This window comes from Streptomyces sp. NPDC028928 (genome assembly GCF_055564915.1).
In genome coordinates, this window is record NZ_JBVHVI010000014.1 from 1 (window position 1) to 15,176 (window position 15,176).

Genomic DNA, 15,176 nt, shown 5'->3' on the forward strand with positions numbered 1-15,176 from the left:
CCCCCCCCCCCCCCCCCCCCCCCCCCCCCCCCCCCCCCCCCCCCCCCCCCCCCCCCCCCCCCCCCCCCCCCCCCCCCCCCCCCCCCCCCCCCCGGCCCCGCATCCCGCAATTACTCGGACAGCCGAAGAACCTGCCCCGATAATCGTTAGACATGGGAAAGACTTATGAGCGCATAGACGGCAGACTGCGCACGTTCATCGAGGAACAGCCCCTCTTCTTCACCGCGACCGCCCCGCTCTCCGGCGACGGCACGGTCAACCTCTCCCCCAAGGGCCTCAAGGGCTCGTTCGCCGTACTGGACGAACTCACCGTGGCCTACCTGGACTTCGCCGGGTCCAACGCCGAGACCATCGCCCACCTCAGGGAGAACGGGCGGATCACGCTGATGTGGTGCGCCTTCCAGGGCCCGCCCACCATCGTGCGCGTGCACGGCCGGGGCGAGCCGGTCTTCCGCGACGACCCGCGCTTCCCCGAACTCCTCGCCCGCTTCCCGGACATCGACACGAGCCGGCACGGGCTGCGCGCGGTCATCCTCGTCCACGCCGAGCTGATCCGGGACAGCTGCGGGTACGCCGTCCCCCACATGGCCTACGAGGCGGACCGCGATCTGCACGGCAAGCGCTTCGCCCGCGAGGACGACGCCTCACTGGACGCGTACTTCACCAAGAAGGAGCACATCGCGACCAGCCTGGACGGACTGCCCGGGCTGCCGTTGCCGCTGCCGCCCTCTACCGTCTGAGCCATGCGCCCCGGTGTGGTCCTCGCCCTCGTCTCCGCCTGCTCCCTCGCCCTGCTCGGCGCCGCGCCCGGCACCGGCCCGGTGCCGCTGCCCGCGAGCCTGGCGGACACGGGCGGCGCAAGCCAGCTGATCGTCGCCCAGGCCCCGGACACCAAGGCCACGACGGGCACGGTCACCTGGTGGGACCTGCGGGACGGACAGTGGGTACGGGCGGGATCCGCACCGGCCCGGTTCGGGGCGGGCGGACTGGTGGACGGCGACACCCGCGTGCAGGGCACGAACACGACCCCGACCGGGCTGTACGACCTCCCCTTCGGCTTCGGGATCAAGCCGGCGCCGGACGGGACGGCGGTCGAGTACCGCGCCGTCAGGGACAGTTCCTGGTGGTGCCAGGACAACGACTCCCGGTCGTACAACCGCTGGACCGACCCCCTGCCCGCCGACTGCCGCGCCGCCGAGTCCGAGCACCTCGTGGACTTCGCGGAGCAGTACGCGTACGGCCTGGTCATCGGCTTCAACTACGACCGGCCCGTGCGAGGGCGCGGCGCCGGGATCTTCCTGCACGTCAACGGGCGGGCGGCGACGGCCGGTTGCGTGTCGGTGCCGGAGGACGACATGCGGCGGATCCTCGCCTGGGCGCGCCCGTCGGCGAAACCGCACATCGCCATCGGCACGGAGCGCGGCGCGACGGCGGTCAGCCGCTACTGAAGGGCCTTCCCACGCCCCGAACTCCGGTGCGGCACCGCGCTGTCGGTCCGGGGTGCCATGATGGTTCCCCTGCTGACGGGGAGGGGACATGGCACAGGAGAACGGCGCTGCGCCGGTCGGCGTACACACCTTCACGGCTGTCTACGCCGAGGAAGACCTGGGTCCGACGACGACCCCCTTCACCTACCGCCCCTCCCCCGACGGTCACGGCGTCGTGGTCGAGGGCGACTGCCCCCGCTGCCACGGCAGGACCAGGACCGAGTACCGGCGCGGCCTGCCCGGCACCGGGACCAAGGGCCTGCTGTCCTGGCTCGCCGGCCGGGCCCCGAAGCCGGAGGACGACGCGGCGACGCTCGTCCGCGAGGTGTACTTCTGCGAGTGCGGGCACCCCCACCCGAATCTGCCACCGGACGCCCCGGTCGGCTGCGGTGCCAGCTGGCGGATCACCACGCTCCTGGGAGGCGAGACCCGGTGAGCACCCCGGCGGACCGCCGCTGGGACCGGCTCGCGCGGGAGCTGGAGTTCACACAGCTCCCGGAGCTGCGCCGGCAGGCGGAGGGCTGGCGCAACGGGCTCGCGGGCCTCACCGCCCTGCTCGCCGTCCTGGTGACGCTGAAGGGCCGTGACGACCTCGCCCAGTTGCCCGACACCACGCGGCTGGTGGCGAGCGCCGTCCTCGGTGCCGCGTTCCTGGTGCTCGTCACCGGCTCGGTGCTCGCGGTGCGTGCCGCGCACGGGCACCCCGGCGACCGGGTGCTGTTCTCGGGTCAGGCCGTGCGCCGCTGGACGGAGGACGAGATCGCCCGGGTCAGCCGGGCCCTTCGGTACGCCGCCCTGTGTTCCGGGGCAGGGCTCCTTCTGGTGGCCGGCGCCGTCGTCCTGGCCTGGGTGACGACCGAGTCGCCACCGGACCATCAGATCCGGGTCACGACGACGGCCGGAGAGCGGTGCGGGGAGTTCGTCGGCTCCGGCCGGGACGGGGTCGTCCTGAGGGTCGAGCGGGAGGGCGGCCACGAAAGGCTCCTGTTGCCCGCACGCACGGTGCTCGCGATGACTCCGGTCAGCGCGTGCGGTACGGCACGCTGACGGGGAGGCGGGATGACCACCAGACGCATCGCCCTGCTGATCGGCGTGGGCTCCACACCGGACGCCGCCCACCGGTTCACCCCGCTGGAGGATCCGGTCGCCGCGGACCAGCGGCTGCTGGCCTCCGCCCTCACGGCCTCCGGGTACGCGGTGGAGACGCTGTACGACGCGACCCGCGCGGAGATCGTCACCCGGATCGACGAGGTCGCCCGGGGCGTTCCGGCCGACGGAACCCTGCTGCTGCACTTCTCCGGGCACGGGCTGCGCATCGGCGCCACCGACTTCCTCGTACCCTCCGACGCCCGCGCCCCGCGCGACGGCGACGGCTGGCGGCCGTCGTATCTGGAGTCCCTGCTGCCCGCCGACATCAGCCCCTACCTGGCCGACTGCCGGGCGCGGACGGTGCTGTGGCTGATCGACGCCTGCCGCGACCAGCCGGCCGACGGCACGCCCGTCTTCGGCAGCAGCATCCTCCGGGGGCAGCCGGAGGGGCGGTTCGCCGTGCTGACCGCCGGCCGGGCGGGCCAGCGCGCCGGGTACACCGCGGAGGGCAGCTTCTTCACCGCGGGACTGGCCGAGGCCCTCGGCCCGATGACCGTGGCACGGACCGTGCAGGAGGTGTTCGACACGGCGCGGCGGCACGCGATGCGCTCGGCCCGCCGGCTGCTGGGCGAACAGCAGGAACCCCAGATCTACTACGGCGGTGAACTGGGCGACGAGGCGCGGGCCGCGGTCGTCTGCGAGGGGCGCCGGCTGCTGGAGACGTGGCGGGAGGCGGTCGCGGAGACCGCGCTGTGGGAGCGGGTGCCCCCGGAGGAGGCGGGCTGTGTGCCCCGGCTCAAGGAGGCGCTGACCCGGCTGGTCGAGGACTGCGCGGTCACCGTGCACCGGGTGCAGGAGCGGATGCCGGACCCGTGGGCCGACGACGACTTCCCCGTACGGCTGCTGCGCGACCGGCTGCCGGGGCTGCTGCCGAAGACGGTTGATCTGTCCGCGCTGGAAGCGGCGGCGCTGGTGGCGGCACCCTTCCTGCACGAGGCGGCCTGGGCCGGGCGGTTCAGTCACGCGGCGGAGATCTCCGCGTACTCGGTGCGCCGGCAGAAGGACGGCGACGCCTGGCGGCGGCACTACGAGCAGGTGGCCGCGCACCATCCGCACATCGCGGAGAAGGTGTCCCGGTGTGCGCGCGGCGGCCGTCCGGAGGACGCGCACGGCGTGGCGCTGTGGCTGGTGCACCGCTGGATCGCCGAGCTGTTCGAGACGGCGGAGGAACCCGTGCCGCGGGCCGGGTCCCTGGGACTCGCCGCCGCGTTCCTGGGCCGCGACGAGAGCGACCACCGCACGGCCGAGCTGTCCCAGGCCCTGTGTGTGATCACCTCCGGCATGTCCCTGGGCGCGCCCGTGGCCGCGGCCGACGCCCAGGACCTGGAGTTCCCGATGCCCGGAGCCGGGCGGCAGGCACTGCGGACCACCGAGTCGGCCGCCCTGCTCCACCTGGCCTCGGTACTGGCCCTGGACGCGCGTCGGCTGCCCGAGGTGTTCGCCGAGCATCTCGCCGTCTCCGATCCGGTCCACCCGCAGGAGGCCGTGCACGCGGCACACGCGGTGCACTGGCATGCCTCCGACGGGGAACTGCACCTGGACGCGGCCTGCCGGCACCCCGCGCTGCACGCGGCCCTGGTGCAGGTGACCGAGCACGCCGACGAACTCGCCCGCGAGCTGAGGGAGTCGGCGCGCCGGCTGCCCCCGTCGCGGTCCGTCCTGCTGTCCGGGGTGCCGGCGCGCGTGACGGACCGGGGCCTGCGTCCCCTGGAGGAGCGGGGGCGGCGGGCGTACGACGTACCGCTGCTGCGTTTCCAGCTCGCCCAGACGGAGGTGCGCGAGCTGCTGATGGGCGAACGCCTCTATGACGGCGAGCCGGTCCTGGCGCTGCGCGAGCTGTACCAGAACGCCATGGACGCCTGCCGTTACCGCGCGATGCGCCACCGCTACCTGGAGGCCAGGGGGGAGCGGCCCGGCCCCTGGGCGGGGCAGATCACGATCACCGAGGGAGAGGACGAGCGCGGCCGGTACGTGGAGTGCCGGGACAACGGCGTGGGCATGGGCCTGGAGCAGCTCAGGAACACGTTCACGATGGCCGGGCGCCGTTTCGAGCAGTCCCGCGCGTTCCGCAAGGAGCAGGCGGACTGGCACCGGCAGGACCCGTCGCTGCGGCTGTATCCCAACAGCCGTTTCGGGATCGGTGTGTTCAGCTACTTCATGCTCGCCGAGGAGATGACTGTCGTCACCCGGCCGGTCGGCGTCGACGGGATTCCGGAGCGGAAGGCGCTGCGGGTGGAGATCCCGGGCAGCGCCAACCTCTTCCGTATCCAGGTGCACGAGGCCGCGGGCGACAGTCTGCTGGAGGGCGGCACCCGCATCCGGCTGTACCTGCGGGACTCGGTCCTGCGGGGCGGGCTGTCGGCGGTGGCGACGCTGCGGCGGCTGGTGCTGGTGAGCGAGTTCGATCTGGAGGTGCGGGACGCCTCCGGGCAGGGGCATCACTGGAAGCCCGGCGTACTCCAGTACGACGCCGGGGACGGTGAGCCGGCCTTCGTGGAGGGCGTGCCGCGGGTGCTGTGGTGGGTCGACGGCAAGGGCGCCGTCCTGTGCGACGGCATCGCGACCGACCAGCAGCCCTTCGGCTACGTCCTCAACCTGACCGGCCCGCACGCGGGAGAGCTGAGCCTGAACCGCAAGCAGCTCAAGGCGTACGACCATGCCTGGGAGCGGAAGCAGTGGGCGCGCGGCGCGGCGGCGCTGGCCTCGTGGCCGGGGCTGAGCCTGAGATGGCTGTGGCGGCTGGAGCGGGAGAGGCTCGCCGCCGCTCGGGTGCTGTGGAGGGAGTGGCGGGGCAAGGGGATCGCCGTACGGCGGCAGGGGCCGGACGGCGATCCGGTCGTGGATCTGGATGCAGTCGGCTGGTTCGAGCTGGACCAGAGCCTCGGGGCGTCCAGCGACACGCCCGCACGTGAGGACAGACGCCATCTGGTGATCCCCTGGCGTGTGGCGGCTCTGCCGGGCACGCAGCCGATCCGGTCCAGCAGCCCGCGTCCCGCCTCGCTGGCCGCATATCCCGTCCCCGCCCCGGGCTGGTCGTACGTCGCGATGGGCAGCCCCACGGACTGGGATGCCAACTGGCCTTACGCGATGCGTCCCGAGGACTGGCGTTCGGTCGTCGCGGTCGCCCACGCCCTGGGCGCGACGGTGCTCGACATCCTGCGCATCCGGCGCGCCCTGCGCCTCGCCCATCCCCGGCTGAGCCCGCCACCCGTCCGCGACGGGGACCTGGCCTGGACGCCGCGCCCGCTGGACACGCACATCATGGAGGCGCTGCTGAGCCGCCCCGCGACCAGGGGACGGTGGCGGAGACAGGGTGAGAACGACTACGTCCATCCCGCTGACGACCTCGGCGGCATCGTGCGCGTCGGCGGCACCTGGACGCTCGGCGAACTCATCGAGGAGTGCGGCAAGTACCAGCCCTTCCTGGCCGCTCCGGTGCCGTCCGTGCCACCCCATCATCGGGACCACGTCTGCGACCGGGACGATCTGACGCTTCTGTACGTCAAGGACGCCACGTCGGGCTGGCGCCCGACCCGGCGGCCCTGGGACGTGCTCAAGGCGGCGCGGGCCCTTGAGACCGACGTGGCGGAAGCGGTCGACCGGCTGGCGCGCTTCGCGTGGCTGGGCTGGGCGGTACCGGACGCGGACCAGGTCGGGCGATGGGCCACCGTGCCCGAGGAGGTCCTGAGCGTGCTGGAGGAGTTCTGCGTGGCGGACGGCTGTGGGACGCTCACGCTCCCGTGGGCGGCGACGTTCGCCCTGGCGGGCGACGAGGACGTCCCTCTGCACCGGGCCGAGGAAGAGCTTCGGCGGTGGTCCGGGTTCCTCGGCCTGGCGTACCAGCCCCGTCACGACGGGCCGTCGTACGGAAACCGCGTGGTACCGAGGGCCTCGACGGCCACCCTCGTCCGCCAGGTGCACGCGGCGGGACTGTCCCTGGAAGAGGGGCTGAGCCTTCGTGATCTGGCCTATGTCAGTCCCGTGCAGGGACTGACGAGCCGGAACGACCTGGCCGAGGCGGCCGAGGAGTTGCGCGACGCCGGCGTCGATGTCCCGCCCGCGGCGGGCGCGCTGCTGCGGGCCTGGGACGACATGCCCGTCCCCAGCCGTGCCGCGTTCTCCGCCGTCGACCTGTCCTGGCCGGGCTCCGACTATCCGGTCCTGCCCTCCTCGGACGTGCTGTTCCTGGCGAGCGTCAACCTGAAGACCCCGCTGGCGGCGGCCTGGGAGACCGCACGGCGGGAGGCGAAGCCGTTCGGCCTGCCCGTCCCCCGCCTTCCGGCCGCGCTGCGGGACCTGCGCCCGGGGATGGAAGAGGCCGATGCCCTGCTCGACTGGGGGATCGACGAGGATGACGACTGGTTCGAATCGCCCCGGTGGACACCGCTCACGGGCGAGGCCCTCGCCCTCTGCGCGCGGTCCTGGCGCTCGGGCGCAGCCGCCGCCTACGAACGCCTCGCCCCGCTGAGGGAGCTGGGCGCCCTCGTCCCCGAGCTGTCACCGGACGACGTGACGCGCCTGCCGTCCCGGGTACCGGACCCGGAGGACCTCCTCGCCCTGGGCGCCGAACACCGCGTCTCCGCACCGGGCGAACCGCTCGGCCCGCTGGACCTGGTGAGCCTGGCCGGTCGCCTGGGCGAGCCGGTCGACCGTACCTGGGGGCGCATCGCGCCCTACCTCCCCTTCGAGCCGGCCCCGGACCTCCCGGCGGACGCCGTCCCCGCCGTCCTCCCGCTGTGGCAGGACTTGATCCTGCTGTCCCGCGGGGCGGACGGCGCGCTTCCGGCGCTGGCGGGGCGGGTGGACGCGGAGCACGTACGGTTCGCGGCGCACGCGGTCGGCGAGAGCGAGGACTGGGTGCGGGAGCGGCTGGCGCTGTACGCCGGGCTCTTCCGGCTGGAGCTGTGACAGGCGCCGTGACAGAGTGACGGGTGCCGCCCATCGCTCCGGTCCGCGCCGGACTCGGCCGGCCTCTGAACACTCAGCGCATGCGGCACGTATCTGTGGGCCAAGGGTCAAGTCCCCACGGAGGAACCGTGACCACCACGCTCGCAGGCGGACGTACCGCCCGCCGACAGACGATGCGCCGCATCCGTCCGCGCCGCTCCCCGGCCGTCCCGCTGCTGCTCGCCGTGTGGGCGGGCGCGGCGGCCGTGCTGTGGCTCTGGTGGCAGAACACGCCCTCCATCGCCGACGACACCGGCCGCATCCTGGGCGCGGGCCGGATCACCGGTCTGCTGGCCGGCTATCTGATGGCGCTGGTCGTGCTCCAGATGGCGCGCGTCCCGGCGCTGGAGCGGCGGGTCGGCTCCGACCGGGTGGCCCGCTGGCACGCGATGAGCGGCCGGTACACGCTCTGCCTGGTCCTCGCGCACGTCTTCCTCACGATGTGGGGATACGCGCGCCAGGCCGGCAAGTCGCTCGGCGACATCGTCCAGCAGACCGTCGACTCCGTGAACCAGCTCCCGGACATGGGCAAGGCCGCCCTCGGCACGGGCCTGTTCGTGGTCATCGGGCTGACGTCGATCGGCCCGGTCCGGCGCCGGCTGCCGTACGACGCCTGGTACCACGTCCATCTGCTGACGTACGCGGCGGTGTTCCTGACGTTCTGGCACCAGATCACCACCGGCAACGACTTCGCGGTGGAGCCCACCGCCAAGACCTTCTGGTACGTCCTGTACGGCGCGGTCACCGCGCTGGTGGTGTGGTACCGGATCCTCACCCCGATCCGGCTCAACCTCCGGCACCGCATGTACGTCGAGGCGGTGATCGAGGAGACGCCGGGCATCGTGTCGGTGCTGATCGGCGGGCGGAGGCTGCACCGGATGGGCGCGGAGGCGGGCCAGTTCTTCCGCTGGCGGTTCCTCGCCCCCGGGATGCGGTTCAGCTCGCACCCGTACTCCCTCTCGGCGGCCCCGCGCCCCGGCATGCTGCGGATCACGGTGAAGGCGATCGGCGACCACAGCGCCCGGCTGCGCGAGCTGGCGCCCGGGACGAAGGTGTGGGCGGAGGGCCCGTACGGTGCGCTCACCGCGCAGCGCCGCAGCCGCGGCAAGGTGCTGCTGGTCGCGGGCGGGGTGGGCATCACGCCGATGCGGGCCCTGTTCGAGACGCTGCCCGGGGCCGCCGGGGACATCACCCTCCTCTACCGCGCCAACACCACCCAGGACCTGGCGCTGTGGGACGAGCTGGCGGCGATCGCCGAGGAGCGGGGCGCCCGGCTGATGTACGCGGTGAACAGCCCGGAGGGCGAGCGTCCGGACATCTCGGCGGAGAACCTCCGGCGGAAGATCCCGGACGTCGAGACGCACGACGTGTTCATGTGCGGTCCGCCCGGGTTCGCGCAGTCGGTGTTCGAGGCACTGCGGGAGGCGGGGGTGCCCGCCCGCCGTATCCACCACGAGTCGTTCGAGATGTGAGCGGAGCTGCGAAGCGATGAGGAAGAGCCACCCCGTGCGGCGGGTCGTGCTGGCCACCGCCGCGACCGTGTCCGGTGTCGTGCTGCTGCTGTCGCTGAAGCCGGCGTCGGATCCGGCGGCCGCGTCGGCGGCGGGCGCGGCCCCCCAGCAGACGGCGGCCGGGCAGGAGGCGCCCCAGGGCGGCGGAGCGCAGGGGGGCGCCGCCCGGGCCGGCTCCGGCACGGTGACCGGTGACGCGGCGCAGACGCAGTACGGGGCCGTGCAGGTACGGCTGACCGTCAGCGGTGGGAAGATCACCAAGGCGGAGGCGGTCCAGGCACCCAAAGGCGGCCTGAGCGACCAGAAGACCCAGCTCGCCGTCCCCAAGCTCAACCAGGAAGCCGTGGCGGCGGGGACCGCGGACATCGACGTGGTGTCCGGGGCGACGTACACGAGCGAGGGCTACAGGAAGTCGCTCCAGTCGGCGCTGGACAAGATGAAGACCGCCGCGCCCCCGTCCTCCGGCTCGGCGCAGGCGCGTACGGTCACCGGGAAGGCGGTGCAGACCCAGTACGGGCCGGTCCAGGTGCGGATCACGGTCAGCGGCGGGAAGATCACCAAGGCGGAGGCGGTCCAGGCGCCCGAGGGCGGCCTCAGCGGCCAGAAGACCCAGCTGGCCGTCCCCAAGCTCAACCAGGAGGCCGTGGCGGCGGGGACGGCGGACATCGACGCCGTCTCCGGAGCCACCTACACCAGCACCGGCTACCAGCAGTCCCTCCAGTCCGCCCTGGACCAGGCCGGTGGCTGACACGGTGGCGGAGCCGGTGGAGACTCCCGCCGCGGTGCGTCACGCGGAGGAGGTCATGGGGACGGTCTTCTCCTTCGACGTCCGCGGCGGGGAACCGGCCGCGGTCCGGGCTGCGCTCGCCGAGGCGGTCGCCGGGCTGCACCGGGCGGACGCCCTGTTCAGCACGTACCGCGACGACAGCGAGGTGTCCCGGCTGGCCCGCGGCGAGCTGGACGTCCCGGCCTGCGCTCCCGAGGTGGCCGAGGTGCTGGAGCTGGCGGCCGAGGCGGAGCGGGTCAGCGAGGGCTGGTTCAGCACCCGGTACCAGGGCTCGCTGGACCCCACCGGCATCGTCAAGGGCTGGGCGGCCGAGCGGGCGGCGCGGGCGCTGGCGGCGGTGGCCGGGGTGAGCGGGGTCAGCGTCAACGGGGGCGGCGACGTACAGCTCCTGGGAGCGCCCGAGCCGCGGCGGGCCTGGCGGGTGGGGGTGGCCGATCCGCTCCGGCCCGGCGGTCTCGCGGCGGTGATCTCGGCGGCGGGCACGGAGGAGCTGGCGGTGGCGACGTCCGGTACGGCGGAGCGGGGCGCGCACATCGTGGATCCGCGGACCGGTCGCTCGGCGGTGACGGACCTGGTGGCCGTGACCGTGGTGGGGCCGCGTCTGACGTTCGTCGACTGCTGGGCCACGGCCGCGTTCGCGATGGGCTCGCGGGAGGGGCTGGCGTGGCTGGAGTCCCTGCCGGACGTCGAGGCTCTGCTGATCACCGCGGGCGACGAGGTGCGGTGCACCGGCGGGCTGGCGGCACGGCTGGGCTGAGGGCGGCTTCCTGTCTTTCCATTCCATACGGAACTTTTTTGCCGGGATCGCCATCCGAGGCCCGCCCCGGGACGTATCCCCTGTGAGGCAAGTTCCAGGAGGACACGACATGGCCATCTTCAGCAGCCTGATGCCCGCGAAGCACCGGGACCGCGACAAGGACACGTCGCGGCACGACAGCTCGGGGCACGGGCACCGTCACGGCCACGGCAACCGCCACAGCGGCCACGGCCACCGCCATGGCCACAGCAGCCGCCACGGCCACGACAAGTACTGACCGCGTACGAGGCTGAGCGGACCGGAAGCGGAGGAACCGGTCCGCTCAGCCGAGCCCATCGGCCGATCCCCGAGGAACGCACCGAGGAACGCATGCCATGGCGCATCTCCTGCGGCGTCTGCTCCCGCGTCCGCTCCCGGCGGGCGAGACCTCCGATGCCGTGGTCGCGGCCGCGCCCCCGGTACCCCCGCGCGAGGTGTTCCGGCGGTTCTGGCCGTACACCCGCGGCGGCCGGCGCTGGCTCGTGCCCGTCGTCCTGTTCAGCCTGACCGGTCCCGCCGTCGACGCCGCCGAGCTGTGGCTCTTCAAGATCGTGGTGGACGACGTGCTGGTCCCCCGGGACCTGCACCCCTTCCTGTGGATCGCACCCGCCTATCTGGGCCTGGTCCTCTGCTCCGGCGTCCTGGGCTTCGCCGACGACGTGACGTCCACGTGGGTCGGCGAGCGCTTCCTGCTCGCCCTGCGCTCCGATGTGTTCCGGCACGTGCAGGGGCTGTCGCTCGGCTTCTTCGAGCGCCGCAGGCTCGGGGACGTGCTGTCCCGGGTCACGGGCGACGTCGACGCGGTGGAGACGTTCCTGCTCTCGGGCGTGGCGGACGCCCTCTACTACGTGGTCCGCCTCGCCGTCTTCCTCGGCCTGCTGTTCTACCTGCGCTGGGACCTGACCGTGCTCGCCCTGGTCATCGTGCCCCTGTTCTGGGGCGCGGCCCGGCACTTCTCGCGGCTGGTCAAGGAGGCGTCGCGGGAGCGCAGGCGCCGCAGCGGCTCGCTGAGCGCGATCGCCGAGGAGTCGCTGGGCAATGTGGTGCTGGTGCAGGCGTACAACCGGCAGGGCTGGGAGGAGCGCCGGTTCGAGCGGGAGAACCTGGGCCGGTTCCGGGCGGCGATGGCCTCGGCGCGGATCCGTGCCGTGTACGGGCCCGTCGTGGAACTCATCGAGGTGGCCGGCGGCCTCGCGGTGATGGGCCTGGGCACCTGGAAGCTGGCCCAGGGGCAGCTCACGCTCGGCGGACTGCTGGTCTTCCTCGCGCTGATCGGCAAGCTGTACAGCCCGGTCCGCGGCCTGTCCCACCTCGGCACCTCCTTCTACGCGGCCTCCGCCTCGGCGGAACGGATCATCGAGCTGCTGGACCAGCGGCCCCAGGTGACCGAGGCCGCGGACGCCCGGCGCACCGGCCGCGCCCGGGGGGACGTGGCGTTCGACGGCGTGTGGTTCCGCTATCCGGGCGGCTCCTCGTGGGCGCTGTCGGACGTGTCCTTCCGTGTGGCGCCCGGGGAGACGCTGGCGCTGGTCGGGGCCAGCGGGGCGGGCAAGTCGACCGTCGCCAAGCTCCAACTGCGCTTCTACGACCCCGACCGGGGCGCGGTCCGCCTCGACGGGACGGATCTGCGCCGGCTCAGCCTGTCCGACGTGCGGGAGAGCGTGGCGGTGGTGCTGCAGGAGACGCTCGTCTTCCACGGCACCGTGCGGGACAACATCGCCTACGGGCGGCCGGGGGCCACGGACGCGGACATCGTCGCGGCGGCGCGGGCGGCGGACGCGCACGAGTTCATCGAGCTGCTCCCGGAGGGCTACGACACCCTGGTCGGCCAGCGCGGCCGTACCCTCTCCGGCGGACAGTGCCAGCGCCTGGCGATCGCCCGCGCGATGATCCGGGACGCGCCCGTGCTGCTCCTGGACGAACCGACGGCCGGGCTCGACGTCCGGTCCGGCCGACGGATCATGGACCCGCTGCGCCGGCTCATGGCCGGGCGCACCACCGTCGTCATCTCGCACAACCTGCTGACGGTCCGCGACGCCACCCGCATCCTGGTGCTCGACCACGGCCGGATCATCGAGGACGGCGCCCACGAGGACCTGCTCGGACACGACGGCGCCTACGCCCGGCTGCACCGGCTGCACACGGGAGCGGTGCTGTCATGAGCGTCACCGCGGCGGCGGGCGCCCCGCCCCTGGCCCCCGGCACGGAACCCGTCCCGGGCTACCGGATCCTGGCGGGTCTCACGCGCACCGGCTGGCTCGACGTGTACGACGCCTGGAGCGAGGAACGCGACTGCCGGTGCGTGCTCAAGACCGTGCGCCCGGACCGGCGGGGCGAACGACGGCTGGACGAGCGGCTGTTGCGCGAGGGGCGGTGGCTGCGCGAGTTCACCCACCCCCACCTGGTCCGCGCCTACGACGTCTGCACCGCGCCCGAACCGGTCGTCGTCCTGGAGACGCTGACCGGTGAGACGCTGTCCCACCTGCTGCACCGGCTGCGACGCCGGGCGTCCGCGGCCGATGTGGCGCTCCTCGGGGTCCAGTTGTGCTCCGCCGTCCACTACCTGCACGGCCGGGGCCTGCTGCACCTGGACCTCAAGCCGTCGAACGTGGTGGTGGACCGGGGCCTCGCCAAGGTGCTGGACCTGAGCGTCGCACGGCCTCCCGGGCCCGCCCCGGCGGGCGTGGGCACCTGCTGCTATCTCGCCCCGGAGCAGGCACGCGGCGGGACGCTCACGGCCGCCGCCGACGTGTGGGGCATCGGCGTCACGCTGTACGAGGTCGCGTGCGGTGACCTGCCCTTCGAGTGCCGCACGACCGGCGGTACGGCCCACCGGGCGTACGCCGGGTACGCCGGGGAGGAGCCGGACGACGCGACCGGGACCGGCGCCGGGGACCCGGGCGACTGGTACCCGCAGCTGGAGCGGGAGGCGCCGCCGATCGCGTCCCGGCGGCGTCTGCCGCGCCCTCTCGCCGCGGCCGTCGACGGCTGTCTGCGCGCCGATCCGTCGGCCCGGCCCACCGTCGCCGCACTGGCCGCCGCACTGGAGACGGCACTGACCGTCCCGCGCCGCGGCGGCTAGCCGGCTCACGCCTCGGGGGTCAGCACCTGCCCCCTCTGCAGCTGCGCGGTGGCGAGGACGGTGCCGTCGGAGGAGGTCAGACGGGCGCCGGAGTAGCGGTTGAGGTCGACGGGGACCGCGACTCCCCAGTTGCCGTGTCCGTCGCGCAGGGGGAAGTCTCCGACGCGGACGCTCGTGCCGTCGGCGCGCTCCAGGAGACAGGTGACCGTTCCGGTGTACCGGGTGCCGGGGCGGGTGAGGGCGACGGACACGAAGATCCAGCCCGGGGCGCCGGGGTGGGCGTAGACCTCGCCGACGGGCTGTCCGCCGCGCCCGGCCGGGGTCATGTCCCCGACCAGCACCGGCTCGGACTCGACGGCGGGCGGCGGCGAGGCGGTGACCTCCTCGACGGCGGTGCCGACCGCCCAGCCGGCGAATCCGACGGCGACGGCGAACGCGGCACCGGCCGCGGCGACCCGGACCCGGACCCGGCGGGCGCCGTGGCGCAGGCCGCGGCGCGAGCGGCCGGGGGCGCGGGCCGGCCGCTGCCCCTCGGGCGCCGTGGCCTGCTGGGCGAGGCCGCGCGCCACGCGGTTCTCGAAGCCGGGCGGCGGCTCGCGGTCCGGCAGCAGGCCGACCAGCCGGTCGCCGACCCGGGTCAGTTGCCGGACGTACTCCCGGCAGTCCGCGCACCGGTCCAGATGGGCGACCGCCTCGGCCCGCTCCCGGCCGGGCAGCACGCCCAGCGCCAGCTCGGGGCCGACCTCCCGCAGCCTCTCGCAGTTCGCGTCACTGGACATGGTCGCCTCGCTTCGCCGACGCGACGGTGGTGCGCAGCCGTGCCATCGCCGTCCTGATCCGCGTCTTGGCGGTACCCAGCGGGATCCGTTCCGCGTCGGCGACCTGCTGGGCCGTCATGCCGTAGATGCCGGCCATCATCAGCGCCCTGGCCTGCTCCCGTGGCAGCCGGGCCAGGGCGGCCCGGACCTGGGCGGAGGCCTCGTCGGCCAGTGCCCACTCCTCGGGGGTCGCGGTGACGGCGTCCAGCAGATCCTCGAGGTCCTCGGGTGCCATCGGCTCCGTCCGCCGGGCACGGACGGCGTCGATGGCCAGGTTGTGCGCGATGGTCGTCAGCCAGGTCATGACCGACCCGCGGCGCGAGTCGTAGATCTGGGCATGACGCCACGCGCGTTCGAACGTCTGCTGGGCGACGTCCTCGGCGAGCTGCTGGTCCCCGGTGACGGCCATCGCCACGCCGAAGACCCGATGCTGGAACCTCCGTACGAAGATCACAGCCAGCTCCGGATCTCCGGCGGCCAGCCCGGACAGCAGAGCCTCATCCGGGAGGCGGCCGACGGGGAACCGGTTTCCCGACACACCTCTGTATACGTTCGACGGCCGCCAGGGGATTGCCCGTCCCTCTGACCGCTCGCCGCGG

The 15,176-nt window shown here is 73.8% G+C and carries 13 protein-coding genes; 11 read left to right on the forward strand and 2 right to left on the reverse strand.

Translation table 11 applies throughout. From position 1 onward, the window contains the following. The first annotated feature begins 152 nt into the window (after positions 1-152). The 11 genes from ACZ4U1_RS30200 (at position 153) to ACZ4U1_RS30250 (ending at position 13,759) form a co-directional block, all read left to right on the forward strand. On the forward strand, positions 153-740 hold the full coding sequence (locus ACZ4U1_RS30200) for a pyridoxamine 5'-phosphate oxidase family protein (RefSeq protein WP_467907325.1): 588 nt from the start codon (positions 153-155) through the stop codon (positions 738-740). 3 nt (positions 741-743) lie between these two features. Next, complete coding sequence (locus tag ACZ4U1_RS30205) at positions 744-1,448, forward strand: L,D-transpeptidase family protein (protein WP_467907326.1); 705 nt, start codon at positions 744-746, stop codon at positions 1,446-1,448. A gap of 88 nt (positions 1,449-1,536) precedes the next feature. Further along, positions 1,537-1,923: a hypothetical protein gene (locus ACZ4U1_RS30210; RefSeq protein ID WP_467907327.1), complete on the forward strand. Its 387-nt coding sequence runs from the start codon at positions 1,537-1,539 to the stop codon at positions 1,921-1,923. After that, on the forward strand, positions 1,920-2,534 hold the full coding sequence (locus ACZ4U1_RS30215) for a hypothetical protein (protein ID WP_467907328.1): 615 nt from the start codon (positions 1,920-1,922) through the stop codon (positions 2,532-2,534). Before ACZ4U1_RS30210 ends, ACZ4U1_RS30215 begins: the two co-directional genes overlap by 4 nt. A 12-nt stretch (positions 2,535-2,546) precedes the next feature. Continuing rightward, positions 2,547-7,544, forward strand: a complete 4,998-nt coding sequence (locus ACZ4U1_RS30220) for an HD domain-containing protein (protein WP_467907329.1) — start codon at positions 2,547-2,549, stop codon at positions 7,542-7,544. 128 nt (positions 7,545-7,672) lie between these two features. Continuing rightward, the gene (locus ACZ4U1_RS30225; protein WP_467907330.1) at positions 7,673-9,055 is read left to right on the forward strand and encodes a ferredoxin reductase family protein; all 1,383 of its coding nucleotides are present in this window, start codon (positions 7,673-7,675) and stop codon (positions 9,053-9,055) included. A 16-nt stretch (positions 9,056-9,071) separates the two neighbouring features. Then, the gene (locus ACZ4U1_RS30230) at positions 9,072-9,842 is read left to right on the forward strand and encodes an FMN-binding protein (protein WP_467907331.1); all 771 of its coding nucleotides are present in this window, start codon (positions 9,072-9,074) and stop codon (positions 9,840-9,842) included. Next, positions 9,835-10,638: an FAD:protein FMN transferase gene (locus ACZ4U1_RS30235; protein WP_467907332.1), complete on the forward strand. Its 804-nt coding sequence runs from the start codon at positions 9,835-9,837 to the stop codon at positions 10,636-10,638. Before ACZ4U1_RS30230 ends, ACZ4U1_RS30235 begins: the two co-directional genes overlap by 8 nt. A 109-nt stretch (positions 10,639-10,747) precedes the next feature. After that, a complete protein-coding gene (locus ACZ4U1_RS30240) occupies positions 10,748-10,915 on the forward strand; it encodes a hypothetical protein (RefSeq protein WP_467907333.1) in 168 nt (55 codons plus the stop codon). A gap of 97 nt (positions 10,916-11,012) precedes the next feature. After that, positions 11,013-12,839: an ABC transporter ATP-binding protein gene (locus ACZ4U1_RS30245; protein ID WP_467907334.1), complete on the forward strand. Its 1,827-nt coding sequence runs from the start codon at positions 11,013-11,015 to the stop codon at positions 12,837-12,839. Next, the gene (locus tag ACZ4U1_RS30250) at positions 12,836-13,759 is read left to right on the forward strand and encodes a serine/threonine-protein kinase (protein ID WP_467907335.1); all 924 of its coding nucleotides are present in this window, start codon (positions 12,836-12,838) and stop codon (positions 13,757-13,759) included. Before ACZ4U1_RS30245 ends, ACZ4U1_RS30250 begins: the two co-directional genes overlap by 4 nt. A gap of 5 nt (positions 13,760-13,764) precedes the next feature. Here the strand turns inward: ACZ4U1_RS30250 and ACZ4U1_RS30255 are convergent, their stop codons facing one another. Both ACZ4U1_RS30255 and ACZ4U1_RS30260 read right to left on the reverse strand, forming a co-directional pair. Beyond that, positions 13,765-14,538, reverse strand: coding sequence for a hypothetical protein (locus ACZ4U1_RS30255; RefSeq protein WP_467907336.1), 774 nt, complete (start codon positions 14,536-14,538; stop codon positions 13,765-13,767). Further along, on the reverse strand, positions 14,528-15,115 hold the full coding sequence (locus ACZ4U1_RS30260) for an RNA polymerase sigma factor (RefSeq protein WP_467907337.1): 588 nt from the start codon (positions 15,113-15,115) through the stop codon (positions 14,528-14,530). Before ACZ4U1_RS30260 ends, ACZ4U1_RS30255 begins: the two co-directional genes overlap by 11 nt. Positions 15,116-15,176 lie beyond the last annotated feature (61 nt).